At 47.7% G+C, this 24,116-nt stretch carries 20 protein-coding genes; 6 read left to right on the forward strand and 14 right to left on the reverse strand.

What is annotated here, in order from left to right:
* Positions 1 to 187: 187 nt before the first annotated feature.
* Positions 188 to 3,295 (forward strand): transglycosylase domain-containing protein, encoded by a 3,108-nt coding sequence (locus ACR32F_RS22295; protein WP_440110857.1) that lies wholly within the window; start codon positions 188 to 190, stop codon positions 3,293 to 3,295.
* A gap of 166 nt (positions 3,296 to 3,461) precedes the next feature.
* On the opposite strand, the gene acsA is transcribed toward ACR32F_RS22295, so the two are convergent.
* Positions 3,462 to 5,186 carry an acetate--CoA ligase gene (gene acsA, locus ACR32F_RS22300; RefSeq protein ID WP_440110859.1) on the reverse strand — a complete coding sequence of 575 codons (1,725 nt, stop codon included), beginning with the start codon at positions 5,184 to 5,186 and terminating at the stop codon, positions 3,462 to 3,464.
* Positions 5,187 to 5,456: 270 nt separating this feature from the next.
* Between acsA and ACR32F_RS22305 the strand changes: the two genes are divergently transcribed.
* The gene (locus ACR32F_RS22305; protein ID WP_440110861.1) at positions 5,457 to 6,089 is read left to right on the forward strand and encodes a GNAT family N-acetyltransferase; all 633 of its coding nucleotides are present in this window, start codon (positions 5,457 to 5,459) and stop codon (positions 6,087 to 6,089) included.
* Between the two features lie 145 nt (positions 6,090 to 6,234).
* Here the strand turns inward: ACR32F_RS22305 and ACR32F_RS22310 are convergent, their stop codons facing one another.
* The 4 genes from ACR32F_RS22310 to ACR32F_RS22325 form a co-directional block, all read right to left on the reverse strand.
* Positions 6,235 to 6,930, reverse strand: coding sequence for a 5'-methylthioadenosine/adenosylhomocysteine nucleosidase (locus ACR32F_RS22310; RefSeq protein WP_440110863.1), 696 nt, complete (start codon positions 6,928 to 6,930; stop codon positions 6,235 to 6,237).
* Between the two features lie 177 nt (positions 6,931 to 7,107).
* Complete coding sequence (gene ccpA / locus ACR32F_RS22315) at positions 7,108 to 8,121, reverse strand: catabolite control protein A (protein ID WP_440110865.1); 1,014 nt, start codon at positions 8,119 to 8,121, stop codon at positions 7,108 to 7,110.
* A 92-nt stretch (positions 8,122 to 8,213) separates the two neighbouring features.
* A complete protein-coding gene (gene ytxJ / locus ACR32F_RS22320; protein ID WP_440110867.1) occupies positions 8,214 to 8,561 on the reverse strand; it encodes a bacillithiol system redox-active protein YtxJ in 348 nt (115 codons plus the stop codon).
* Positions 8,562 to 8,683: 122 nt separating this feature from the next.
* Positions 8,684 to 9,169: a hypothetical protein gene (locus ACR32F_RS22325; RefSeq protein ID WP_440110869.1), complete on the reverse strand. Its 486-nt coding sequence runs from the start codon at positions 9,167 to 9,169 to the stop codon at positions 8,684 to 8,686.
* A gap of 204 nt (positions 9,170 to 9,373) precedes the next feature.
* On the opposite strand from ACR32F_RS22325, the gene ACR32F_RS22330 reads away from it, so the two are divergent.
* Complete coding sequence (locus tag ACR32F_RS22330) at positions 9,374 to 9,898, forward strand: type 1 glutamine amidotransferase domain-containing protein (RefSeq protein ID WP_440110871.1); 525 nt, start codon at positions 9,374 to 9,376, stop codon at positions 9,896 to 9,898.
* Positions 9,899 to 10,291: 393 nt separating this feature from the next.
* Here the strand turns inward: ACR32F_RS22330 and ptsP are convergent, their stop codons facing one another.
* From ptsP to aroA, 4 genes are all read right to left on the reverse strand, one after another.
* Entirely contained in the window at positions 10,292 to 12,055 is a 1,764-nt protein-coding gene (ptsP, locus tag ACR32F_RS22335) for a phosphoenolpyruvate--protein phosphotransferase (RefSeq protein WP_440110873.1), read from the reverse strand.
* Positions 12,052 to 13,932, reverse strand: coding sequence for a glucose PTS transporter subunit IIA (locus tag ACR32F_RS22340; protein WP_440110875.1), 1,881 nt, complete (start codon positions 13,930 to 13,932; stop codon positions 12,052 to 12,054). The genes ptsP and ACR32F_RS22340 overlap by 4 nt, the downstream gene beginning before the upstream one ends.
* 244 nt (positions 13,933 to 14,176) lie before the next feature.
* Positions 14,177 to 14,611: a CoA-binding protein gene (locus ACR32F_RS22345; RefSeq protein WP_440110877.1), complete on the reverse strand. Its 435-nt coding sequence runs from the start codon at positions 14,609 to 14,611 to the stop codon at positions 14,177 to 14,179.
* Between the two features lie 220 nt (positions 14,612 to 14,831).
* On the reverse strand, positions 14,832 to 16,127 hold the full coding sequence (gene aroA / locus ACR32F_RS22350) for a 3-phosphoshikimate 1-carboxyvinyltransferase (RefSeq protein WP_440110879.1): 1,296 nt from the start codon (positions 16,125 to 16,127) through the stop codon (positions 14,832 to 14,834).
* 106 nt (positions 16,128 to 16,233) lie between these two features.
* On the opposite strand from aroA, the gene ACR32F_RS22355 reads away from it, so the two are divergent.
* Entirely contained in the window at positions 16,234 to 16,539 is a 306-nt protein-coding gene (locus tag ACR32F_RS22355; protein ID WP_440110881.1) for a rhodanese-like domain-containing protein, read from the forward strand.
* 166 nt (positions 16,540 to 16,705) lie between these two features.
* Here ACR32F_RS22355 and ACR32F_RS22360 read toward each other — a convergent pair whose 3' ends face one another.
* The 3 genes from ACR32F_RS22360 to ACR32F_RS22370 all read right to left on the reverse strand — a co-directional run bounded on the left by ACR32F_RS22360 (position 16,706) and on the right by ACR32F_RS22370 (position 19,641).
* Positions 16,706 to 17,215: a shikimate kinase gene (locus ACR32F_RS22360; RefSeq protein ID WP_440110883.1), complete on the reverse strand. Its 510-nt coding sequence runs from the start codon at positions 17,213 to 17,215 to the stop codon at positions 16,706 to 16,708.
* 245 nt (positions 17,216 to 17,460) lie between these two features.
* Positions 17,461 to 18,870: an NADP-dependent phosphogluconate dehydrogenase gene (gene gndA / locus ACR32F_RS22365; RefSeq protein WP_440110885.1), complete on the reverse strand. Its 1,410-nt coding sequence runs from the start codon at positions 18,868 to 18,870 to the stop codon at positions 17,461 to 17,463.
* A gap of 171 nt (positions 18,871 to 19,041) precedes the next feature.
* Complete coding sequence (locus ACR32F_RS22370) at positions 19,042 to 19,641, reverse strand: hypothetical protein (RefSeq protein ID WP_440110887.1); 600 nt, start codon at positions 19,639 to 19,641, stop codon at positions 19,042 to 19,044.
* 217 nt (positions 19,642 to 19,858) lie between these two features.
* Between ACR32F_RS22370 and ACR32F_RS22375 the strand changes: the two genes are divergently transcribed.
* A complete protein-coding gene (locus tag ACR32F_RS22375) occupies positions 19,859 to 20,485 on the forward strand; it encodes a YktB family protein (protein WP_440110889.1) in 627 nt (208 codons plus the stop codon).
* 105 nt (positions 20,486 to 20,590) lie between these two features.
* Here ACR32F_RS22375 and ACR32F_RS22380 read toward each other — a convergent pair whose 3' ends face one another.
* Entirely contained in the window at positions 20,591 to 21,883 is a 1,293-nt protein-coding gene (locus ACR32F_RS22380; RefSeq protein ID WP_440110891.1) for an MFS transporter, read from the reverse strand.
* 177 nt (positions 21,884 to 22,060) lie between these two features.
* Here ACR32F_RS22380 and ACR32F_RS22385 point away from each other — a divergent pair, with 177 nt between their 5' ends.
* The gene (locus tag ACR32F_RS22385; RefSeq protein WP_440119983.1) at positions 22,061 to 23,536 is read left to right on the forward strand and encodes an aminotransferase class I/II-fold pyridoxal phosphate-dependent enzyme; all 1,476 of its coding nucleotides are present in this window, start codon (positions 22,061 to 22,063) and stop codon (positions 23,534 to 23,536) included.
* A gap of 244 nt (positions 23,537 to 23,780) precedes the next feature.
* Here ACR32F_RS22385 and ACR32F_RS22390 read toward each other — a convergent pair whose 3' ends face one another.
* A complete protein-coding gene (locus ACR32F_RS22390; RefSeq protein ID WP_063565566.1) occupies positions 23,781 to 24,098 on the reverse strand; it encodes a DUF1292 domain-containing protein in 318 nt (105 codons plus the stop codon).
* Positions 24,099 to 24,116: the final 18 nt, after the last annotated feature.

The raw sequence follows: 24,116 nt of genomic DNA on the forward strand, positions 1-24,116 counted from the left end.
TGACTCGTTTCTTCCACGTTTTACTGAAATTCTCTATTGCTTCTCATGATATGTATTTTAATTTCGCATGATATATATCATAATCCAAGAAAGAATGGCAATTTTCGACCATTGCTTGTATTTCTCAGGCATGCAAACCGGCCTTTTTATGCTATAATAAGTGCTGTTAAAAGGAGGAAGACACTGAATGGTTGATGTTAATAAGAAAAAGCCTGATGAACAGCCTGCCCGCAAGCGCAGTTTTGCCCGCAGACTGGGGAGTGTCGTCAAATGGATGGTTGTTCTGGGATTCATGGGGGCGCTATTTGTAGGCGGTGCTCTGATGGGTTACGTCAGTTCCATTGTCAAAGACGAGCCCGTCCGGTCAAGGGCCCTAATTGAACAGAAAGTCAGCGAAAACTCCATTACAGGCTTTGCTTACTTTGCCGACGGCAGTCCGATCGGTCAATTACGAACAGAAGAAGACAGGCGTCCGGTCACCTTTGACCAGATCCCGAAGAAGGTTATTGATGCTGTTATCTCGATTGAAGACAATCATTTTTACGAACATAAAGGTGTAGATATGAGCGGAACGCTCCGTGCCGTGAAACAAAAAGTGCTGAAAGAGTCTGTCCAAACAGGCGGAAGTACATTGACTCAGCAATTGGCCCGGCGTGTGTTTCTGAATCTGGATCGAACCGAGGATCGTAAAGTAAAAGAAATATTACTTTCCCTCCGTCTGGAACGTTTCCTGACCAAAGACGAGATCATGACAGCCTATTTGAACAAGGTTCCTTTCGGTAATGGTTCCAGCGGTTACAACGTTTATGGAATCAAGGCCGCTGCCAAAGGACTGTTCAATATTAATGATCTGGAGAAAATCAACATCGCTCAGGCCGCTTATCTTGCTGGATTGCCACAACTTCCCTCCTCTTACTCTGCCTTTAACGGTAAAGGTGATTTTGTAGAGGATAATTTTGAGCGCGCAATCAACCGTCAGCATCTGGTATTACGCCGCATGCTTGAACTGGGCAAAATTAATCAAACCGAATATAACGAAGCTCTTGCTTTTGATATCAAGAGTTCGCTTGCACCGAAAACCATCAAAGCTTACAATACTTATCCATATCTTATGATGGAAACGGAACGGCAAGCTGCACAGGTGTTGATGAAACAACTAAACTCGAATAAAGCTGAAGGCACGGATACTGCTGCTGATAAGGATACATCGCAGAAAGAAAGCAGTGTACTGCTTGAAGAAGCTCAGACGCAATTGCGTACCGGTGGATATCGGATCTATACAACCATTAACAAGAGTGTATACAAAACGATGCGTACCATTGCCGAAGATGACAGTAATTTCTCAGCAGACGATTCTGTGAAAGGAAAAGAACAGACTGCTGCCATACTCATTAATCACAAAACGGGAGCTATTCTGGGCATGATCGAAGGACGTGATTTCCAGGATGAACAGATGAACTATGCCACCCAGATGGTGCGTCAGCCAGGTTCAACCATGAAACCTATTGCTGCTTATCTGCCTGCACTGGACGAAGGTCTCGTTCAACCTGCTTCTATTATTGATGATTCACCGATCATCCTGAAAAGCGGTTCAGGCGGGTTCCACATCGCAAAAAATGCCAACAACCGTTATCAAGGGCTTGTCACTGCCCGCAGAGCACTGAATTACTCTCTGAATATCCCTGCTCTGAAGCTGTTCAATGAAGAAGTGGGAATCGACAAGGCTTGGGCTTTCTCCAAGAAACTGGGTATTACCACCATCCAGAAGGCTGACTATCAAGCCCAGACTGGTGTTCTTGGAGGTCTTCAGTACGGTGTAACCGTTGAAGAACTGACCAGTGCCTATGGTTCCATCGCCAATAATGGGGTATACAATGATTCTTATATGATCAGCAAAATTGTAGACTCCAACGGAAATATTGTATATAAACACGATACAGAACCTGTTCAGGCCTTTTCGAAACAGACCGCATACCTGATGACAGATATGCTCCGGACTGTTATTTCCGAAGGCACAGCAGATAAAGTTCGTGAAAATTACAAATATTCCAAAAGTGTGCCGATCGTTGGCAAAACGGGCTCAACCCAAAACTATGCAGATGTCTGGTTTGAAGGTTATACACCAGATGTCACACTAGGTGTATGGGTTGGATACAAACAGCCGGTTAATACGCTGGAGACAAAATCACAGAAGAAACGTGCGCAGCAACTGTGGACCAAAATTTTGAATGAAGTCATCGCTACACAAAAAGAGTTATTCGTCACGGATTCGTTCAAAAAACCATCCGGGATTGAGACACGGACGGTATCGGCGTATAGCGGCAAATTGCCCACATCCCTTACAGACAAATTTGTCACCGATATTTTCAACAGCAAATTTGTTCCGAAAGACAGCGATGATGGCGTCGCAAAAGCCAAATATATTACCTACAATGGTGTAAACTACATTCCGCGTGATGAAACGCCTTCGGATATGTTGAAGGAAAAAACGGTCATTAAGCGTAAGAAACCGATCTCTGATCTGATCAAGGAATTGCAAAGTGCATTCTCACGCATGAGTCGACATGAATCACTTGCTTATTACCTTCCTGAAGATGCAGGTGCAGACATGCCAAAACAGATTGATCCAAGAAGAGATAACGGTAAGACTCCTGATGCCCCAGGCAATCTACGAATCTCAACCTCGGGCGAAAAAGCCGTGATTACGTTCAACGCTACACCTGAGGGGGATGTTGTTGGATATCGTCTGTACCGCTCAGTAGGTGGAGCAGGATTCCAGAATCAAGGCCAGGTTGTCCTGACTGGTGAATACAGATCGTTTACGGCCTACGCAGCACAAGGTGGCGACTTCGCCTTCTATGTCACTGCAGTGGATGTGGCTGGCAGAGAGTCTGCTCCAAGCGCCACGGTTAACAGTGCAGGAGTGGCTGAGCCTCCGCCTCCAGAAGAGGTGAAGGAGCCGATTACCGTGCCGGGAACGGTTGTAACCCCAGGAGAAGTTCAGAATGAGAATACGACGACTACGGCTCCAGGTGCACCTGGTCAAATTAGCGTCGCAGCTCTCTCTCAGGGATTGCGTATTCAATGGGCTGCGAATCCAGAAGCGGATAGCGTCCAGAGTTATGCGGTATATTACAGTGAAACGGGTTCCGCCCCATTCACCAAAATTGGTACTACTGCAGGAACCTCCATGGACTATGGAGTACCTGCATCCACCAGCGGATGGTTCAAAGTTTCCGCCAGTAACAGTGTAGGCGAATCCGAGCCTTCTGTAACCATCCAGTTCCAACCGTAATACAGAAGCCTGATAACTCACATCTTTCCCCCATCCTCTCATAATGAGGATGGGGTTTTTCGTGTCGTTGCATAACCAAAAAGCCTGATCCACAATGAAACATGGATCAGGCTTTAGTTTTAGATATCGGACCAGACCAACACGTTGTATCCGCCGGCTGGTTTACTTAGTCTTCAATGGTCGATAGATCACCTGTCGGCAGATCGAGCTCCCAAGCTTTCAGCACACGGCGCATAATCTTGCCGGAGCGAGTTTTAGGCAGTTTATCCTTGAACTCAATCTCACGCGGAGCGGCGTGAGCAGACAAGCCTTCTTTTACAAACCGATAGATCTCTTCTTTCAGCTCAGGTGTCGCCTCATAACCTTCACGTAGCGCCACAAAGGCCTTGATAATCTCCCCGCGAGTTGCATCCGGTTTGCCGATAACGCCCGCCTCTGCTACCGCAGGATGCTCCACGAGCTTACTCTCTACCTCAAAGGGTCCAATGCGTTCCCCCGAAGAGTTAATGACATCATCAATTCGTCCTTGGAACCAAAAGTAACCATCTTCATCCATATAAGCGGAATCCCCGGATACATACCAGCCCGAGAATCGGAAGTATTCCTCGTATTTGGACGGATTATTCCAGATCTTCGCCATCATGGATGGCCAGGGTGTACGAATAGCCAGGTTCCCCATACTATATGGCGGCAGCTCCTGTCCTCGATCATCAATTATTGCTGCTTCAATACCCGGTAATGGCCGCCCCATGGAACCTGGTTTGATCGGCATGCCCGGATAGTTACAGATGAGCTGTCCCCCCGTTTCCGTCATCCACCAGGTGTCATGAATCCGCTGACCATAGGCTTTCCAGCCCCAACGGACAACTTCCGGATTAAGCGGCTCACCTACGGACATAACGTGACGAAGAGTGCTCAGATCATGCTGAGCAATGGTCTCTTCCCCCGCCCCCATCAGCATACGGAAGGCCGTCGGTGCACTGTACCATACACTGACTTTATTTTTCTCAATGGTGCTGTACCAGTCTTGTGGACTAAAACGCCCCCCACGTATAACGTTGGTCACTCCATTCAACCACGGCGCAAAAATTCCGTAGGATGTACCTGTGACCCAGCCCGGATCGGCTGTACACCAGTATACGTCATCCTCGCGTAAATCGAGCACGACCTTGCCTGTATAATAATGCTGAATCATTGCATTGTGCACATGATATACACCCTTGGGTTTACCTGTAGAGCCTGATGTATAGTGAATAAGCAGACCATCATCCCGATTCAGCCATTCCACTTCCATATCGTCCGAAGCTGCGGACATCTCTGCGTCAAAATCGATTAGACCCTCTTCCGTCTGTGCACCACCACCGACAACAAAGATATGCTTGAGTTCCGGCAATTCGGAACGCTTGATTCGTCCCAGCAATTGAGGGGTTGTCACCAGTGCCACAGCCCCGCTATCCTCCAGACGATCCTTAACCGCCGTCTCCATAAATGCTTCAAACAGCGGACCTGCAATGGCGCCGGCCTTCAATATACCGAGCAGACTGAAGTAGAGTTCAGGACTTCGAGGCATAAAAATAAACACCCGATCTCCCTTAGCTACACCATATTTGCGTAGGACATTACCGAAGCGATTCGATTGCTCGCTCAAGTCAGCAAACGTATATGCCTCTTCACGCGAAGCATCGCTGTATAATAATGCTGTTCTTCCGCCTCTTCCTTCCAGTACATGACGATCTATCGCCTCATGCGCCATGTTGACTTTTCCGCTGGCGTGCCACGTAAAGTGCCTTTCAACCGATTCCCAATCGAACTGGCTTCGGGCCTCCGTGTAATCGCCCAGATTAGATTCAGACACAACCGTTTGCAGCATCTCACCATGTGCTTGACTCATGCTTGCCAGCCTCCTTCAACTCGACATTTCGATTCCCATTATGGGTCACTTTTCATTGCCTTTGTGTTGACTGAACTTCCAGTTAGCGCTTACATTAATAGAGAGAACTTCTCTTCATGTACTTGCCTGGCCAAACCGCTGATGTTAATCTACTATGAATTGTGAACATTTTTTGTCTACGTAATTATAGCAAATCTTTTCAATCATCGTCTACGGGTTTTCATTTTTTTGGATTTTTGCTATAAGTAGGGGGAGAGAGGAGCATGAACCATGGAGCATATCAAGGAATATCATATGCGTTCCATCTTCAAGTCCGGCCACCGAATCATGATTGAGGGACCTGTACAGGCTGAGGAGATTACGGAGCTTGGCTTTCACCCGGATTTGGATGCCTTTCGGCGCCCTTCCGAGCAGCAGGAGGCATTGGCCGAAATCGCTACATTACCCGAAGGCCGAATTATCATTGCACGGGAAAATGAGACCATTATCGGTTATGTGACCTTTCACTATGCAGACGAATGCGAGCGCTGGTCCGAAGGCAATATGACCGATCTGATTGAGCTGGGTGCCATTGAAGTTGCCGACCAATATCGCTCGCTCGGAATTGGTCGAGAAATGCTACTTACTGCATTCGAGGATGGACAGATGGAGAAATATATCGTATTTACAACGGAATATTATTGGCATTGGGATTTGAAGGGCAGTGCCCTTTCCGTATGGGATTACCGCAAGATGATGGAAAAATTAATGCAAGCCGTAGACATGACCTGGTACGCAACGGATGATCCCGAGATCTGTTCGCATCCAGCAAACTGTCTCATGGTACGGATTGGCAGCCAGGTGCCTTTGGAATCGGAAGAACAGTTCGACCGTGTACGATTCCGCTATCGCTTCATGTATTAATCATGAAGCGTTGTACTTCATCTCCTAAATACGTATACATAGAAAAACCACTTCTTCGCTAACAGTTTCATTCATAAACTGCCGCGAAGAAGCGTTTTTTTGTTCCCTTTTTCACTTTATGTCGACAAGTACATGGTTTGAAGTATTACATATGTTCCAACATATGCTCCACAATGCGGTGAGAACGTTGGGAAGACTCTACGGTAAATTCAGCAAAGTTCACATGTGCTGATCCATCCGCTTTATCCGACATTCCGCGCAGTACAACAAACGGAACACGATTCATGAAGCTCACTTGCGCTACCGCAGCGCCCTCCATCTCGGCACATGCTCCATCCATTTCCGTATATAGCATGTTGACCGTATCCTTGCTTGCGATGAACTGATCCCCCGACAATACCTTACCGATCAGATACTTCGCTCCCTGAGCTTTGCAGGCTTCTTCAGCCAGTGCAATAAGGGAAGCTTCTGCAGGAAAGGCAGACGTCTCCTGGTAAGGAATAACCCCACGCTCAAATCCAAGTGGTGTCACGTCCATATCATGTTGTATACACACCGATGAGATCACCATATCCCCAATATTCAAGTCCGGATGAACTGCGCCCGCCACACCTGTGAAAATGATACGGTTAACCTGAAAACGATCAATCAAAATCTGTGTCGTAACGGCTGCATTTACTTTACCCACACCGGATTTGCAGACGACAATCTGCTTACCCAGCCATTCGCCTGCAACATAGGTTATTCCCGTTTGTTTTACAGTCTCCAGTTGCTTCATGCCCGCAAGAAGGAGCTCCACTTCCTCATCCATTGCCCCAATAATGCCGATGGTTTCACGCATATTCTGATCCCCCTGTATCCTTTTTACATGTTGAACCTGGACCCATACCTACCTATCCAGACGGTATTCATAAGCATCCATTTCAGAGTCTCATTCAGCACAAAAGCTCCGTCTCCGGAGCTTCCACATATCCACTATGTAGAGAGAATGCCTTCTCCCCTTTTTGTTGAATCCTGATTAATCTACATCTGCGTGGCTTACAGACAGACGAAGAATCGTTTCATGCGGCAAAATAACCCGTGGGTTCTCCACATTTTCTTTTTTCATCAGCTTGGTCAGCAAACGCATGGCTACTGCACCCAGGTCATACATCGGCTGAGCTACAGTTGTCAACTGAGGACGAACCATGGAAGCCATACGAATGTTATCCACACTAATAATGGAGAAATCATCCGGTACTTTCAGACCATCATCCTGAATGCTGTGAATGGCACCGATGGCCATTTCATCTGTTGCAGCAAAGATGGCCGATGGTTTTTTCTTGAGTCCAAGGAAATATTTCATCGCTTCCACACCGGATTCATAACGATAGTTACCGATTCGAACGAGATCCTCCTGGTATTCAATACCCGCTGCTTCCAGAGCCTTCTTGTAACCTTGGAAACGTGCATAACCATTTGCAGGATCTTGCAATGTACCACTGATCATCGCAATTTCCTTGTGTCCGTGACGAATCAAGGTATTAACCGCATCAAAAGCAGCAGCCTCATGGTCGATATCAACAGAAGGGAACGTCCCCTTCTCGTCACTCGTTGCACAAAGTACGATCGGCACAGCTGCAGACTGGAACGCCTGAATATGCTCATCCGTAACCGTTCCACCCATGAAGAGCAGCCCGTCTACTTGTTTTTCGAGTAATGTGTTAATTACACGAATTTCTTTTTCTTTCTTCTTATCCGCGTTACACAGAATAATGTTGTAATGATACATGTTCGCAATATCTTCAATTCCGCGGGCAATCTCTGCGAAGGTTGAGTTCGAAATATCCGGAATAACGACGCCAACTGTTGTTGTCTTCTTGCTCGCCAGACCTCTGGCTACCGCGTTTGGACGATATCCCAACCGTTCGATGGCTTCATATACTTTTTTACGCGTCTGTGGCTTAACATTAGGGTTATTATTAACTACCCGTGATACCGTTGCCATAGATACTCCGGCCTCACGTGCCACATCATAAATGGTTACCGTCACAGTACTTCTCTCCATTACCAGTAAATTTTCATACCATTTTCATTAAGATTTATATTACGACAAATTTCTGCATTAATCAATTAAAATAGGCTTTAGGACTCACTCAGTACTTTCGTGATTGTGGTAGAAGTAATATCCGAATGGGAAGTATGCCATACAGGTTTTCCCTTTTTAACGAGAATTGCCTGTGGAGATTCGTGCTTAACACCTAGCTTATCCGCTAGTTCATTAGATACCGGGCGGTCTTCCACGACATAAATGATGCCATATTTCACTTGTTCATTGGGATTGTTATGCAAATAATCGTTCATCTCCTGATAAGCGTTCGCGCTGATTGGGCAACGTGTACTGTGCTTAAACAGAAGCAAGGGTTGATCCTCGGTATCCTCCACTGCGGAGTTTAGCTGTTCAATACTTGTCATTTTAGTCATGTCAGCCATATGATATACATCCCCCTTTACCAAGAATACCACTATGTTGAGCGTTTTCACTCTAAGATATCTTAACAAAAAGCGCGCGAAAAAGCTAATTTTCATGAAAACAAGCATTTTACACGTCAAAATTAGACAGCATTTGAGAAATGCGCCCGCCATACAAAACCGGACAATTGAGCAAGCCTGCGCTGCGTTGTCTCAATCCATTCGGCGTCGCCGGACTCCTGTGCGTAGCCCATAATATCCAACAGCAGGTTAATGCGTTCCTCCACCGCTTGCTGCATTCGATGTTCCATCTCATGGTCCGTCGCGTCAGGCCAAGCCAACAGCTGTTCATGAAGGAGATCCGCCAGCTCATTCCGTTCTCCAAAAGAAACATCCTGTTTCACCGGTTGTTCACCGAGTGTACTAATGCATTCCTTCAAATCCGGCTTGACCGGCTGGAGCACTTCATACGAAACGCAATCGCGACAGGCGAATACAGGTACATTGCGAATCTCCACCTTTTTGGCATACACAACTGTTCTTAATTCCAATTCCATTACATGTCCGCATCTGCACGTCTTGCGCACAGCCATCACCTCATTCGTTCTATTCTCGTATATAGATACCATTCGACCTATTTCTGCTCAAATCCTGCTATAAACCATAGGTTGCACAAATTACCACTGTCTCCAGATGGAGGCTGTCGAATGTAGGCGTTCATTGACTTGTAATCGCTTCCCAATTTGAGGAACATGCATGACAATGAAGTCGGACAGAGATTCTGTTACAATGGAGACGCGACAAGCCTAATCACCGCAAAAGGAGAGATGGTTATGAGATTAGCAGGTAAAAAAGTCATCGCTCTAGTCGATGAAGAATTCGAGGATTTGGAACTATGGTACCCGGTACATCGTGTCCGTGAAGAAGGTGCCGAGGTACATCTCGCCGGGGAGAAAAAAGGAAAAACCTATATTGGTAAATATGGTGTTCCCGCTGAAGCGGAATACAGCTTCGATGAACTTGATAGCTCACAATATGATGGTATTCTCGTACCCGGGGGCTGGGCGCCGGACAAGCTGCGCCGCTATCCTAAAGTACTTGAGCTGGTCAAGGAAATGAATGCTGATCAGAAACCGATTGGACAGATCTGTCACGCAGGCTGGGTGTTGATCTCCGCCAAAATTCTTGAAGGTGTTACGGTTACTTCTACTCCTGGCATCCGGGATGACATGGAAAATGCCGGTGCCATCTGGAAAGACGAAGCGGTTGTTGTCGATGGACATATCATTTCGGCTCGCCGTCCCCCGGACCTTCCGCCATATGGCAAGGCATTTTGCGATGCGCTGGCTAAAAAATAATCCAAAGGGGCTGTCTCCTAAGTCATTAGAATGACAGGAGATACTCCTGGTTAGCGTTAATTTGTTCTAATGAACCCGGCACATGCTACTTGCTCCCATTTGCACAGATCTGAATTTTAACGAATCACTGAGACGTTATTTCATCCATTTGGTCGATTTTTAGGTTCTGAAGCCATTTTCTTGACGGAATAACGTTACTGAAGTTCATTAAAATTTGCATTTCTTGATTATTACCCTGATAGGATGCGGCAGGTTCGTTAGCGCTTGCCGAAAAAAATAGCAAACCCCCACACCATATTGGCGCGGGGGTTTGCTATTAAAGTGCTTCTTTATGACAAGATCTCTAAAATGTAAATATTTTCATTTAAAGGTATTTATGAGCAACAAACCCGCTCATGAAGCATTCGAACCACTCTGATCATCAGGGCTTCCCATCGAATCATTGAAGACCTGCAAACGCTCCTCAATGTCCCCACTTGTCCGGAGGGTAAAGCACTCACGAGCGGTCTCCTTGGCCGTGGAAGCGGTCGTGTTCAGTACTCTGTGCTTCACACGCAACAGGGATTGTGGTGACATGCTCAGATTGCGGATGCCCAGTTCCAGCCAAAGTGGAATTGAACGCTCGTCCCCTGCCATCTCACCACACACGCTGACATCAATGCCAGCCGTATGAGCCGCATCCACTGTCGCACGCAGCATACGCAAAACTGCCGGATGATACGGGTGATACATATGGGCAATCTGCTCATTCATTCGGTCTACAGCCAGTACATATTGTACAAGATCATTCGTACCAATACTGAAGAAATCCGCTTCTTCGGCAAGCAGGTCAGCAATCATCACCGCTGCAGGAACTTCAATCATGATGCCCACTTTGATGTGTCGATCATACGGCAGTTCACGCTCGTCCAAGTCAGACATCGCTTCACGCAGGATCTCGTTCGCCTGGCAAAGTTCTTCTACCGAGGAGATCATGGGGTACATAATTTTGACATTGCCGGCAGCACTGGCACGAAGAATAGCTGTGAGCTGGGTTTTGAACAGATCTTTGCGGTCCAGACTGATTCGGATGGCGCGATATCCCAGAAACGGATTATCCTCTTCAGGCAGTTCAAAATAATCAAGCTGCTTGTCGCCACCGATGTCCAATGTACGAATGACCACAGACTGACCAGCGGCTTTCTCAGCGACGAGACGGTATACTTCGTACTGCTCCTGCTCCCCAGGGAACGTAGAACGGTCCATGTACAAGAACTCTGTACGGAACAATCCAACGCCCTTCGCCCCGTGTTTCAGGGCCATCTCCAATTCCTTTACAGAACTGATATTGGAAGCGAGTTGCAGAATGGTACCATCTTTGGTTACGGCATCCACGGTAGCAAGCACCTGCAGCTGTTCCTTTTTCTTCAGTTGCTTGCTGCGAAGCATCGTATACCGTTCAACCGTCTTGCGGTCCGGTTCCGTGAATACCAGACCGTTGTCACCATCCACTACAAGCATATCTCCTGTCTCTACCGGCATGCCAAGACTCGCTTCCAGACCGGAAACGAGAGGAATACCAAGGGCACGAGCCATAATTGCCGAATGTGATGTTCTACCACCGATCAGGGTCACAATACCCAGCACATGGCTTGGATTCAGATGCGCCAGTTGAGAGGGAGACAACTCCTTGGCAACAAGGATATAGGGCTGAGTATCTGAAGGAAGCGTAATTTCCGGTGCTCCCAACAGATGTTTTAACAAACGGTTACCCACATCCTTGATATCAATGGCCCGTTCCTTCATATATTCGTCTTCAAGCAGGTCAAACATCGTGACAAAATGATCTATAGCCTCTTTGACGGCTACTTCTGCCGCCTTGTACTGCCGCTCAATAATACCGCGAATTTCGTTCATAAACACGGGGTCTTCCAGAATTGCCAGATGAGCATCGAAGATGCTGGACTCTTCTGGTCCGACCACTTCCTTGAACTCATTCTTGATAAACTCGATCTCATCCTTCGATGTCCGTATACCCTCGTACAGCCGTTCGAACTCTTGGGCGAGATCCACCGAATCCATCTTCTGATCCGGCAGATCCCATTCCCAACTGGGCAGGACAAATGCTTTGCCGATGGCTATGCCTGCAGCGCCGTTGATGCCTTGTATCTTCTTCATTCTACCCCTCCAACGTTCCTGTCATAGAGCACCACGGACATAACGGATGCCTGACCTTTCTTCACTTGCTTAAATGGAGCAAAACTCCATGATTTTACACGATCCGGATTCGTAATCACCATTGGTGTCGTCAGTGACGCCGCTTGTTCGCGGAGTACCGCCAGATCAAATTTGATCAACAACTGCCCTGGCTCCACCGTATCGCCCTCCTGAACAAAAGCTTCAAAATGGCCTTTCAACTGAGATGTATCAATACCAATATGGAGCAACACCTCAAGCCCTTCCCGTGTGGATATACCCAAGGCGTGCATTGTCGGATACATATGCATGATCGTCCCATATACAGGTGAGACCAGCTCTCCGCGTTCAGGAACAAAGGCTACGCCATCTCCAACAAGCTTGGCTGCAAAAATCTGATCCGGCACCTCTTCAATCGGCAGCATTTTGCCCTGTACCGGAGCACAGAAGAGAACTTGCTGCAGATCTCTTTCGAGCAGCTTGGCAATCTCTTCACGGATCAATTCCGAATAGGTACCAAATACAACCTGTACATTGCCACCTCCGAGCTTGATCAGCCCCGCAGACCCCATACTCTTCATCGCACCCGTATCGATTAGACGGTCATCGTGCACCGTCAGGCGAAGGCGCGTTATACATGCTTCAACCTGTACAATATTCCCCTTGCCACCCAATGCTTCCAAAATTAATGGAGCTTGATAAGGGATGTTACCCACCCAGTCTTCCAGCATCGAACCTTCTTCTCGTCCTGGTGTTGGAATCTTAAAGGTACGGATTGCCCAGCGGAACAGGAAATAATAGACCAGCCCGTATAGTATGCCAATAGGAATGAGCTTCCAAGCATTCTCGGATAGGTGAAAATTGAGTATGTAATCAATAATGCCTGCCGAATAGGAAAAACCGTGGCGTATATCGAGCCAGTAGCTGATCCACATCGCGAGTCCCGACATGACGGCATGTACGATGAATAGATAAGGTGCCGCGAACAAGAAGGCAAACTCAATCTGTTCCGATACACCTGTCAGGAAACAAACCAATGCTGAAGTGAGAAACGTTTTTTTGATTTTCGGCTTCAGGTCTTCCCGTGCCTCCTGAATAATCGCAAAGGCTATCGCCGGGATAGCAAACATCATGATGGGAAATAACCCAGCCATGAAAAATCCCGCTGTCGGATCACCTGCAAAAAATCGTGGCAGGTCCCCTTGCACAATGTTCCCATCCGGCGTTTCAAACGTTCCCAGTTGAAACCAGAAGACATTGTTAAGCAGATGATGAAGCCCAAAGGCTACCAGCACTCTGTATAGTACCCCATATATGAACAGTCCAAAACCACCGAGACTGTATTCCCAAGTGGCGATGGCATTCAATCCATGCTGCAGTATGGGCGCGATCCATAACATAAAGCAAGAGAACAGTGCCGAGCAGAGTCCAACAATGAGTAAAACAAACCTAGAACCACCAAAAAATTGTAAAATTTCGGGCAGTTTAATACTTTTGAACCGATTATGCATCACCCCGGCAAATGCACCGAGAATAATTCCGATTAATGAAGCGGGTTGAACGGTGCCATCCCCGAAATTTCGAGTCACCTGATCATATATCACAATACCAGCCAGAGCAGCGAGTCCCGCTTGTCCGGCCTGGTTGGAGAGTCCCAGTGCTACACCGACAGCGAACAAATACGGTAAAAAATAAAAAATACCGTGTCCGGCCACGGTAGACACTTCACCAACAACTTTCAATCCCCAGGCGTCCCAGGGCAAACTGCCAACACTCAGCAAAATTGCGGCGGCGGGCAGGACCATTGTAGGCAGCATCACCGCTCGTCCGAGCTGCTGCAAGGATCCGAGCCAATTCATGGCGACCTCTCCTTTCTATCCTAGATGGTAAGCCTTACGAAACGTTTTGTCAAAGCAAAACAGTAAGCTGTTGGAAATTTTTTCTAGACTCTGCTAAGCATGACAAAAAGACCACATAGGCATGCGGCCTAATTTTCAAAAGTGCGTTTGGCTCACCCTAAATCCACGCTTGTATCCTATGCCAATAAAAGAAGAAAAAGAATCCCGCCAACTCTAAATGAACGGGATTCTTTCCTCTTGAGTCTTAACCGCGTCCAGCACCGCGCAGAACGATGGAATCTTCTACCTTGATACAACGATTCGTTACCGCTGTCATGCCGTTCTCAGCCGCAATCTGAACGGCTTCATCGCTGTGGATGCCAAGCTGGAGCCACAATACATTGGCTTTGATGGCTGCAGCTTCACGAGCCACATCCGCGCAGAACTCTTCGCGACGGAACACGTTGACGATGTCTACCGGCTCTGGGATATCCGCAAGCGTAGCATATACCGTTTCACCGAGAATCTCCCCTTGTACTTGTGGATTCACCGGTATGATGCGATATCCTCTACTCTGCATCGCTTCCGCTACCATGTAGGAAGTACGATCCGATTTGTCCGATAAGCCGACGACTGCGATGTTGCCTGCCTTGCGCAAAAGTTGTCCAATTTCTTCACGAGTAGGGTTGTTAAATTCCATGTTCAAGCACCATCCTTTTCTGCTTAAAGTGCGTGTTCAAAAAGACCGGTTTTCAGTACCGAGAAGATGGGATGAAGCTAGAAATGGAGTAGCGGAGCGTAGGGAAAACTACGTGAGCAACGGACATTTCGGCTGAGTTCCATATTCGATGCTGATGATGCCTCCAGGCATCCTTCGTAATCAAAGCGGACTTTTTGAACAACCTCTTAAACGTGTTATTTTACTCTTTTACCCATTGAACCGAGGCACCAAGCGCCTGTAAATGATCGAAATATTGCGGATAAGACTTGGCTACATGGTGTGCATCACGAATACGAAGCGGCTCCTTGGAACGCAGACCCACAACGGTCAGTGCCATAATTACACGATGATCATAGTGAGCGTTGATCTCCACACCGCCTTCGACACCTTCCGGACGTCCGTGCACGATAATCTCGGCCTGACGTTCCTCTACGTTGGCTCCCGCCTTCCGCAGCTCGTTCAGGTAGTCCGTAATTCGGTCACATTCCTTGTAACGCAGGTTCTCTACATTATAGAACCGTGAGGTGCCTTCCGCAAATACAGCCGCCGCGACCATCGCCAGAACCGCGTCCGTTGCAGCATCTCCGTCGAATTCGATCGCTTTCAATGTACCGTTTCCTTGAACATGCACCACATCGTTCTTATGTGTCAACGGTACTTCCATCATGCGCAGAACATCAACAATCGCACGCTCACCCTGTTTGCTCTGCTCCATCAGTCGCAGAATTTTAACATCCGATTGTGTAACAGCAGCAGCAGCAAGGACCGCAGCCGAACCAGGATAGTCACCTTGAACCGTATACGTTTGTGGTTTATAGGCCTGACCACCGGGTACACGGAAGGACATGTAATCATCACTCGCATGAATAACGATGCCCGCCTGTTCCAGTACTTCCAGCGTCTGACCAATGACTACCTTGGATTTCAGGTCATTCAGCACTTCAATCGTGCTATCTTCTGCAAGTAGAGGTGTTACAAAGAGTAATGCGCTCAAATATTGGGAGCTAACTGACCCGGACACACGAATATGTCCCCCCTTCGCGTTACCACCCTTTATCGTAATGGGCAAGCGCCCTTGCTCATGCTGTACTTCAACACCGAGTTGACCGAGCGCGTCGATGAGATCATCATGTGGACGTTTTCCCAGAGAATCCGGGTACGTATTCACAAATGTCACTTCAGGACACAGCGCCGTAACCCCCATAAGGAAGCGAAGGACTGCACCCGCATTGCCGACATTCAATTCACGCACATCACGGGGATGACTGCCGAAGCCTTGAATCACGATTTTATGATCATCTTCTTCAAGAACAGCTCCAAGATCACGAATACATCTACGCATCGCATCACTGTCTTCACTGTGAGCCGGATAATGGATCGTACTTGTGCCTTCTGCCAGCGCAGCAGCAAGCAGGTAGCGTGTGGTGTAGTTTTTGGAAGACAAAGCTCCAATTTCCCCGTTCAGGGATGGGGTCGGTTTAACGATAACGTCCATGGATGAAATTCTCCTTCATTGATTGTATTGTAGCCAAATTGACATTCCATGCATCGCTTGGGTATCATTATAGGCGTTAAGTCCATACAGAAAAGAGGACCTGAATATGACACAAATTGCTGAAATTGAAACGTCTGAGCTACGCCGCCGTTTGCAGGCAGGAGAAAAGCTACAGATGATAGACGTCCGCGAGGACGATGAAGTCGCGCAAGGCATGATCGAAGGAGCCAAACACATCCCGCTTGGACAAATTCCAGACAGATTGTCCGAAATCGAGAAGTCAGGTGAAATTGTTATCATCTGCCGCAGCGGTTACCGCAGTGAACGTGCCTGTGAATATCTGCAGCAGCTTGGATATGATGGCTGCACCAACATGGTTGGCGGCATGCTGCAATGGCAGCAGGAAGACTAAAATGGGATCAGGGGCAGGGTGATAACGTTAGGAGAGCTGCTACCAGCAGTTCACGATAACCAACAACAGTACACCCTAGTCTCTACTGTCAGTTAAACGGGCCAATTGGCCCGTTTTTTTACATCTGCCACCATTTATCAACCAACAAGCTTCGATGACCACCAGCTTAGACGCGGTAATGCGCTAAAATTAAACGAGTCACTTCAGCCGCGGATAACTCGGTTGTATCCACCGTGTAATGCGCAAAGCGGTATGCGTCCTTCCGTTCCTCCATAATGGCCTGAATGCGTTCCTCCGCATTGCCGGCCAATAAAGGACGATTATCACAGCCGCTAACGCGCTGTACAATCACTGCCGGATCCGCAGTCAGAGCAACCACCCAGCCATTCTTCGACATCACATCACAGTTGTCCGAACGCAGAACCACACCGCCTCCGGTCGCAATCACCTGCGACTTCTTCTCCAGCACCGAGCACAACATACGGCTCTCCGCATCACGGAAATATGTCTCTCCTTTGCCAGTGAACAGTTCAGGAATCGTACAGCCTTCTTCTTTCTCCACCGCGGCGTCCACATCAATCAGTCGATAACCAAGCTCGCGTGCAAGCATGTCAGCGACGGTTGATTTGCCGGTTCCCATCATGCCGATGAGAATAATATTGTTAGGCTTGCTCAAGGTGTACACTCCTTTAATTCAAGCAATTCGTGAGCACTTTTGTCCTATCATAACACAGCCCTGCGGACTGGGGAAGGCCATCGCCTTACCGACTTGTGGAGGATGCTGTTCACCTTATCCTTTTCTATATTGCTAAAAAAATGGCCTGGAGTCATCCGGCAATGCCGGAACTCCAAGCCACCTTCAGACTAAAGCCTCCTCAGGAACGCTATAGCCTTATATTGAAACATGATTTCGTTGTAGTACTACTCCATCCAGTTGTGGTGGAAGCTGCCTTCTTTGTCCAAACGTTTGAATGTGTGAGCACCGAAGTAGTCACGTTGCGCTTGCAGCAGGTTGGCTGGCAAACGCTCTGTGCGGTAGCTGTCATAATAGGACAGTGCGCTGGAGAAACCAGGAACTGGAACCCCTTGGGTTACTGCCGCTGCAACAACTTCACGCCATGCGCCCTGGTAGGATTCAACAATGTTTTGGAAGTATGGATCAAGAAGCAGGTTTTTGAGTTCTGCATCTTTGTCGTACGCTTCTTTGATGTTTTGCAGGAACTGTGAACGGATGATGCAGCCGCCGCGGAAGATCATGGCAATGTTGCCGTATTTCAGATCCCAGCCGTATTCGTCGGATGCCGCACGCATTTGTGCAAATCCTTGAGCGTAGGATACGATTTTACTTGCGAACAGGGCTTTACGCACATTCTCAATAAATGCTTTTTTATCACCAGAGAATGCCTCGGTAGCCGGTCCATTCAGGATTTTGCTGGCCGCCACACGCTCGTCCTTCATCGCAGACAGGAAACGGGAGAATACGGATTCCGTAATCATGGACAGTGGTACGCCGAGATCGAGCGCACTTTGGCTTGTCCATTTGCCTGTTCCTTTTTGTCCAGCAGCATCCAAAATCACGTCAACCATTGGTTTGCCGGTTTCCGGATCATATTTGGAGAAGATATCCGCCGTAATTTCGATCAGGTAGCTATCCAGCTCCCCTTGGTTCCATTCCGTAAAGATCTCATGAAGCTCTTCAACGGAGACGTTTAATACGGATTTGAGCAGGTGGTAAGCTTCACCAATCAATTGCATATCTCCGTATTCAATACCGTTATGCACCATTTTCACATAGTGTCCGGCACCATCTGGTCCGATATATGTACAGCAAGGGTCGTCACCGACTTTGGCCGAGATCGCCGTCAGAATCGGTTCAACGAGCTTGTAGGCACTTTCTTGTCCGCCCGGCATAATGGAAGGGCCTTTCAATGCACCTTCTTCACCACCGGATACGCCTGTACCAATGAAGCGAATGCCTTTGTCTTCCAGCTCTTTGCTGCGACGTTGAGTGTCAGGGAAGTATGCGTTCCCTCCGTCAATGATGATGTCGCCCTCATCCAGATGAGGAAGCAATTGCTCAATGGTTGAGTCGGTTGCTTTACCGGCTTGTACCATAATTAAAATTTTGCGCGGGGATTCCAGGGATGTAACGAACTCTTCAATGGAAAATGTGCCTGTCAGGTTTTTACCTTCGGCTTCTTTCAGAAGATCGTGGGTTTTCTCCGGGGAACGGTTAAATACCGATACCGTGAAACCTCTACTTTCAATGTTAAGGGCCAAATTCTTGCCCATGACGGCCAGTCCAATTACGCCAATTTGTTGTTTTGTCATCTGGTCCTCCACCCTTTGCTCCAATTAATTTTATTGAAATTGACTCTCAACAATACTCTCATTTTAACGGTTTTACGCATAGAAGTGAACCCCGGACCACGATTACGCAACGAGAAAACACCCCAATCGCCTGAGGTGTTCATCGTATTTTCATAAATACGGCCTTGGATTTCAGCCTTCGAGCATTAACATGTGCCCAGACAACTGTTTCAAAACTTTAAGGCAGTCATTTGCTTTTTCGACGTTTTCCGTCTGCATGGCGGCATACAGACGCTCCAGTTCATCGTCCACTTCCATGCGCAACAACAGGAGTCGCTCTTCGCCTTCGCGCGAGAGGAACATTTCTTCCATCTCTTCCGCCGTCGGCGCAGGTTCTTTTTGAAAAATAACGCGTTGCTTAAACCCGGATACTTCCACGAGACGAATGACTTCCCCAAACAAAATATTCTCCACCGTCATCTGCTGATCCTTGAACCGCTTCACAACCGCATGCCCGCGTGTATCACCGATGAGCTTCTCCAGCCATTCCGCAAGCTTCGCGTCCTTAATGATATAATCCCCTGTCATCTTGTAGTTCCCACTACGTGTCTGTTGAAAGCGGAGCTTTACCAGCTTGCGCCCGGTGCGGACTGACAGGATAAAGAAGGATTCGTCCTCGCTCCAATATAGTGAATACCCCTCACGAATAAGGTCTTTGATCAAATTTTGGATATGCCGACGGTTGAACCGCAGCTCCAGATTGCAATATTCAACTTCATAACTCTTATTCACGGCACTCCCTCCATCTGTACCAGATCTGCTCCGGCCCTTTTCTTCAATCGCTTTTTCTAAATCGGCTTACCCTATTTTATACTTCATTTTATGTAAGGGTACTTGGTTATTTGACTATTTTTCACCGAATGTATCGGGGGATTAGAGCTTTCCGCAGATGCACAGGGGCAAGCCCCCGGTTTACATGATATAATGGACGCGAAATGGAGGAATACAGATGACTTTCTCGGGTTTTAACCGCAACGATTTTGATGTATTTCAGGTTCCCGGGCTGGAACCACGTATGGAAATGCTGATTGAACGGGTTCGGCCGAAGCTGGAAGAGCTTGGTACTGAACTTGCGCCTTACCTGACCAATTTGTGCGGGGAAGAGATGTTTGTGCATGTAGCCAGACACGCGCGGCGTACGGTCAATCCTCCAAAGGATACGTGGGTGGCCTGGGCATCTTCCAAACGGGGTTATAAAGCTCTGCCTCACTTTGAAGTGGGCATGTTCGATACACATGTATTTGTCATCTTCGCCATCATCTATGAAAGTCCGAACAAGATAACCTTTGCTGAAGGACTTGAACGCCAGCTGGACGAAGTGCGGAGCAACCTGCCTGGGGAGTACTATTGGTCTATGGATCACATGGCACCACACGGCATACTTCAAAAGGAAATGCAGGATGAGGATTATAATAAAATCATGACCAAGCTGAAAACGGTAAAAAAAGCCGAGGTGATGTGCGGACTGCGCATTGACCGGGATGATCCGCTTACTGCCGATGGGGACAAGTTCGTGGAAACGGTTCGTTCGACGTTCAAAACATTATTGCCACTTTACAAGATGTCTTTAACTTAAATTCATGACCATCTGCAACATGCTACACAAAAAGGGAGCTCCGACAACCTGCATGGTTGTTGGAACTCCCTTTCTTATTGGGTCAGCCAAGCTGTATAACACCTCTCATTTGGCAGGAGCTGTACGATACGGATTCCGGGATAACACATAGTGCACAACGGCAAGCCCCGCCATCACGATGGCACTTGCGATGAATGGAGCCGGATGGCTAACATGATCCCACAATAAACCGGAAACAATAGGTCCTACAACCATGCCTGATCCTTGAAGGGTGAGAAAGAAGCCCCAGATCGCCCCCCGCTCCCCAGCGGGAATCAATGTAGCTACAAAAGCATTCCAAGCCGGGAGAATCATCGCATAGCTGATTCCTACCAACATGACGACTCCGAAAACAACAGGAATGGAAGTAATGGCGGAAAAAGCGAACAGGCTCGCCGCCGCCATCAAAAAACCGATGTTCAGAAATACAGACGTTCCAAACCGGTCCACCATTTTACCTACAGGCAGCAAGGCAATAACCGTAATGCCGCCGCCCGCGATCAGCAACAGACTGTACAGGTTGGGCGAAATGTGCAGGTCTGTGCGTGTGTACAGCGTAATCACCGGGCTGAGCAAACCGATGACGAAGGACTGCATGAATAAGGCAGGATATACAAGCGGATTCACATTAAGTGTGCTGCGTACCCGCTGCAGTGTGCCCTGGACACTCTTTTTGAGTCGGATGAACGGTGTAAGCACATTGGGTTTGGCTGGATATTTCAGATCTGCTCGCTTGTTCTCTGCATTGGTATGCTCTCCTTCTACAACAACACGTCCAGGAAGAATCATTGCTACCAGAATAACCAGAATGGCGCACCCCATCAACACAAGGAATATGGTCTGGTAATTATGATGCGTACGCTCCAGCAGCCAGTTCATGCCTACAGGTCCAAGTCCGGTCCCTCCCAGGGCGGCCATCTCCAGCGCGCCCATGGCTGTACCGTTCTTGTTCTGCGGACCCGACATTGCCGTCACACCCGTCATCGCGCAAGGCCACAGCGGTGAGGTGCCAATTCCTAGGATCAGACAAGCCATGGCAAGTCCAAATGCACTTTTGAGAAATATAATCATGATGACCGCGATTAATGTACAGATCAGGGCTGTCACCATGGTTGCGCGAAACCCGATCCGTTCTGCTGCCCAGCCGGAAGGAACCCGGAACAGATTATCCCCCAGATACTGAAGGGCAAAAGCCACACCAATGACACCCGCAGACAGACCCAAAATATTGTCCATATACACGGGCAGAACGGCTACCAGCAGGGCCCCTTTGATAATTTCAACTAGAAAAAGTGTCAGCCACATGGCGATAAAAAAAGGTGATCGCAGGATTTTGACTGGTTTTGTGTCAGTTTGCATTCTTTTTCCCCTTTCGATGTTCGCTGGCCCATCTCCTATCCTTACTGTAACCCTCGGCGATGTGCCCAAATCGATGCAATTTGAAAAATTCTCAAACGAACTGCTTGCATTCGGTTCTACATTTGCTATACTCATCTTTGTTTACCAATTTGAATAGGAAAGGTTGTGACAGCACTGATGGATCACCGCCGTACGCCGCTGTTTACCGCTTTAAAAAATCATGCGGCACTCAATCCGGTGCAATTTCATATCCCGGGACATAAAAAAGGATTGGGAGCGGATACCGAATTCCGTGAATTTATTGGCGATAATGCCTTCTCCATAGATTTGATTAACATCGCTCCGCTGGATGACCTACATCAGCCAACCGGTGTCATTGAGGAAGCGCAGATGTTGGCCGCCGATGCCTTCGGAGCCGATTATACCTATTTTAGTGTGCAAGGCACAAGCAGTGCCATCATGGCCATGATTTTATCGGTTTGCGGACCGGGTGACAAAATTATTGTGCCCCGTAATGTGCATAAATCGGTTTTGTCCGCCATTATTTTCTCAGGCGCCAAACCTGTATTTGTCTCTCCTTCACAGGATGTCAATCTGGGTATTGATCATGGAGTGACTACGCAGTCTATTCGTCGCGCACTTGAGCGTCACCCTGATGCCAAGGCATTGCTCGTGATTAACCCAACCTATTACGGCGTGGTTACAGATCTGAAAGAGATCGTTGAGCTGGCACATAGCTATCAAGTTCCTGTTCTTGTCGACGAAGCACATGGCGTACTCATTCACTTCCATGAGGATCTGCCACTATCTGCCATGGCTGCTGGAGCCGATATGGCTGCAACGAGTGTACACAAGCTCGGCGGTTCGATGACCCAGAGTTCTGTTCTTAACCTGAACACCAAGAATGGATTCGCGAATCCACAGCGTGTACAGACGATCCTGAGTATGCTCACATCAACGTCAACCTCTTACATTTTGCTCGCTTCACTTGACACGTCGAGACGTAATCTAGCTCTGCATGGTCATGAGATCGCGCAAAAAGCAATCGAACTAGCCGAGTATGCCAGACGTACCATTAATGATATCGATGGATTGTATTGCTTCGGCAAAGAGTTACTGGGTACAGAAGCCACCTTTAATTATGATCCTACCAAAGTAACGATTCACGTTCGTCATTTGGGCATCACAGGCTATGAGACGGAGAACTGGTTGCGTGAACATTACAACATTGAGGTAGAGCTCAGTGATATGTACAATATTCTTTGCCTCATTACGCCGGGTGATACAGATGAATCCGTGGATATCTTGCTGAACGCTTTGCAAGATCTGTCCCGTACCTATTATCAGGTAAACCCAGCCCATGAACTGGTGGTTAAAGTTCCAGATATCCCGCAATTAATGCTGACACCGCGTGATGCATTCTACGGAGATACGGAAGTGATTCCATTCAAGGAATCCGCAGGCCGCATTATCTCGGAATTCATCTACGTTTACCCACCCGGAATTCCAATTCTTCTGCCAGGTGAAGTGATCACCCAGGAGAACATTGACTATATCATTGATCATGTCGAAGTTGGACTGCCTGTCAAGGGACCCGAAGACCGCAGCGTAACCAATGTTAAGGTGATCGTGGAAGCAGATGCTATTTTCTAAACCATCCCTATCTTATATATGGATGATATCAAAGAGCCAAGGGATACCTTGGCTCTTTTTATTTTTTGAATGTAGTTTGGCCTATTGTTGGATGATTCATAGCTGAATCGATTTGCATTTTCCTACCTATTTCACTATTACAAAACGTTTGTCAGAGCTGGAAAAACACGAAATACAACGTCTGAAGACAAACAGAAGGCCCCTTGAGTTCAAGGAGCCTTCTTGCTTTATTCCAAAAGGTTGACTATTCTTGGCTTGCAACGAGTTCGTTGTACGCCGCTTCAACACGGGTCCACTCTTCTTCGTCTTCAATATTGTAGAGCACCATTTCTTCGTCTTCTTCTTCCATACGCAGAATGATACCGTCAGCTTCAGGATTATTACGTTCCAGTAAAAGCGCATAAACATGCTTCTCCACGTCAAACGTCTCCACCAAAACCATCTCCACGTCATTTCCGTTCTCGTCTGTCAGTGTCAGAAGAACTTCTTCATGCTCGTGATCGTGGTCGTGGTCTTGACCGCATCCGCAGGCATCGCCGTGTTCATGTGTGTGATCGCTCATTGAAATACCTCGCTTTAT

The sequence above is a fragment of the Paenibacillus hebaui genome (assembly GCF_051934385.1).
Taxonomy (GTDB): domain Bacteria; phylum Bacillota; class Bacilli; order Paenibacillales; family Paenibacillaceae; genus Paenibacillus.

What these genes read in the sequence shown, in the direction of transcription:
- ACR32F_RS22295 (WP_440110857.1), top strand. Translation starts at nt 188, where the DNA reads ATGGTTGATGTTAATAAGAAAAAGCCTGATGAACAGCCTGCCCGCAAG.
- acsA (WP_440110859.1), bottom strand. Translation starts at nt 5,186, where the DNA reads ATGAGTCAAGCACATGGTGAGATGCTGCAAACGGTTGTGTCTGAATCT.
- ACR32F_RS22305 (WP_440110861.1), top strand. Translation starts at nt 5,457, where the DNA reads ATGGAGCATATCAAGGAATATCATATGCGTTCCATCTTCAAGTCCGGC.
- ACR32F_RS22310 (WP_440110863.1), bottom strand. Translation starts at nt 6,930, where the DNA reads ATGCGTGAAACCATCGGCATTATTGGGGCAATGGATGAGGAAGTGGAG.
- ytxJ (WP_440110867.1), bottom strand. Translation starts at nt 8,561, where the DNA reads ATGGCTGACATGACTAAAATGACAAGTATTGAACAGCTAAACTCCGCA.
- ACR32F_RS22325 (WP_440110869.1), bottom strand. Translation starts at nt 9,169, where the DNA reads ATGGTATCTATATACGAGAATAGAACGAATGAGGTGATGGCTGTGCGC.
- ACR32F_RS22330 (WP_440110871.1), top strand. Translation starts at nt 9,374, where the DNA reads ATGAGATTAGCAGGTAAAAAAGTCATCGCTCTAGTCGATGAAGAATTC.
- ptsP (WP_440110873.1), bottom strand. Translation starts at nt 12,055, where the DNA reads ATGAAGAAGATACAAGGCATCAACGGCGCTGCAGGCATAGCCATCGGC.
- ACR32F_RS22340 (WP_440110875.1), bottom strand. Translation starts at nt 13,932, where the DNA reads ATGAATTGGCTCGGATCCTTGCAGCAGCTCGGACGAGCGGTGATGCTG.
- ACR32F_RS22345 (WP_440110877.1), bottom strand. Translation starts at nt 14,611, where the DNA reads ATGGAATTTAACAACCCTACTCGTGAAGAAATTGGACAACTTTTGCGC.
- aroA (WP_440110879.1), bottom strand. Translation starts at nt 16,127, where the DNA reads ATGGACGTTATCGTTAAACCGACCCCATCCCTGAACGGGGAAATTGGA.
- ACR32F_RS22355 (WP_440110881.1), top strand. Translation starts at nt 16,234, where the DNA reads ATGACACAAATTGCTGAAATTGAAACGTCTGAGCTACGCCGCCGTTTG.
- gndA (WP_440110885.1), bottom strand. Translation starts at nt 18,870, where the DNA reads ATGACAAAACAACAAATTGGCGTAATTGGACTGGCCGTCATGGGCAAG.
- ACR32F_RS22375 (WP_440110889.1), top strand. Translation starts at nt 19,859, where the DNA reads ATGACTTTCTCGGGTTTTAACCGCAACGATTTTGATGTATTTCAGGTT.
- ACR32F_RS22380 (WP_440110891.1), bottom strand. Translation starts at nt 21,883, where the DNA reads ATGCAAACTGACACAAAACCAGTCAAAATCCTGCGATCACCTTTTTTT.
- ACR32F_RS22385 (WP_440119983.1), top strand. Translation starts at nt 22,061, where the DNA reads ATGGATCACCGCCGTACGCCGCTGTTTACCGCTTTAAAAAATCATGCG.
- ACR32F_RS22390 (WP_063565566.1), bottom strand. Translation starts at nt 24,098, where the DNA reads ATGAGCGATCACACACATGAACACGGCGATGCCTGCGGATGCGGTCAA.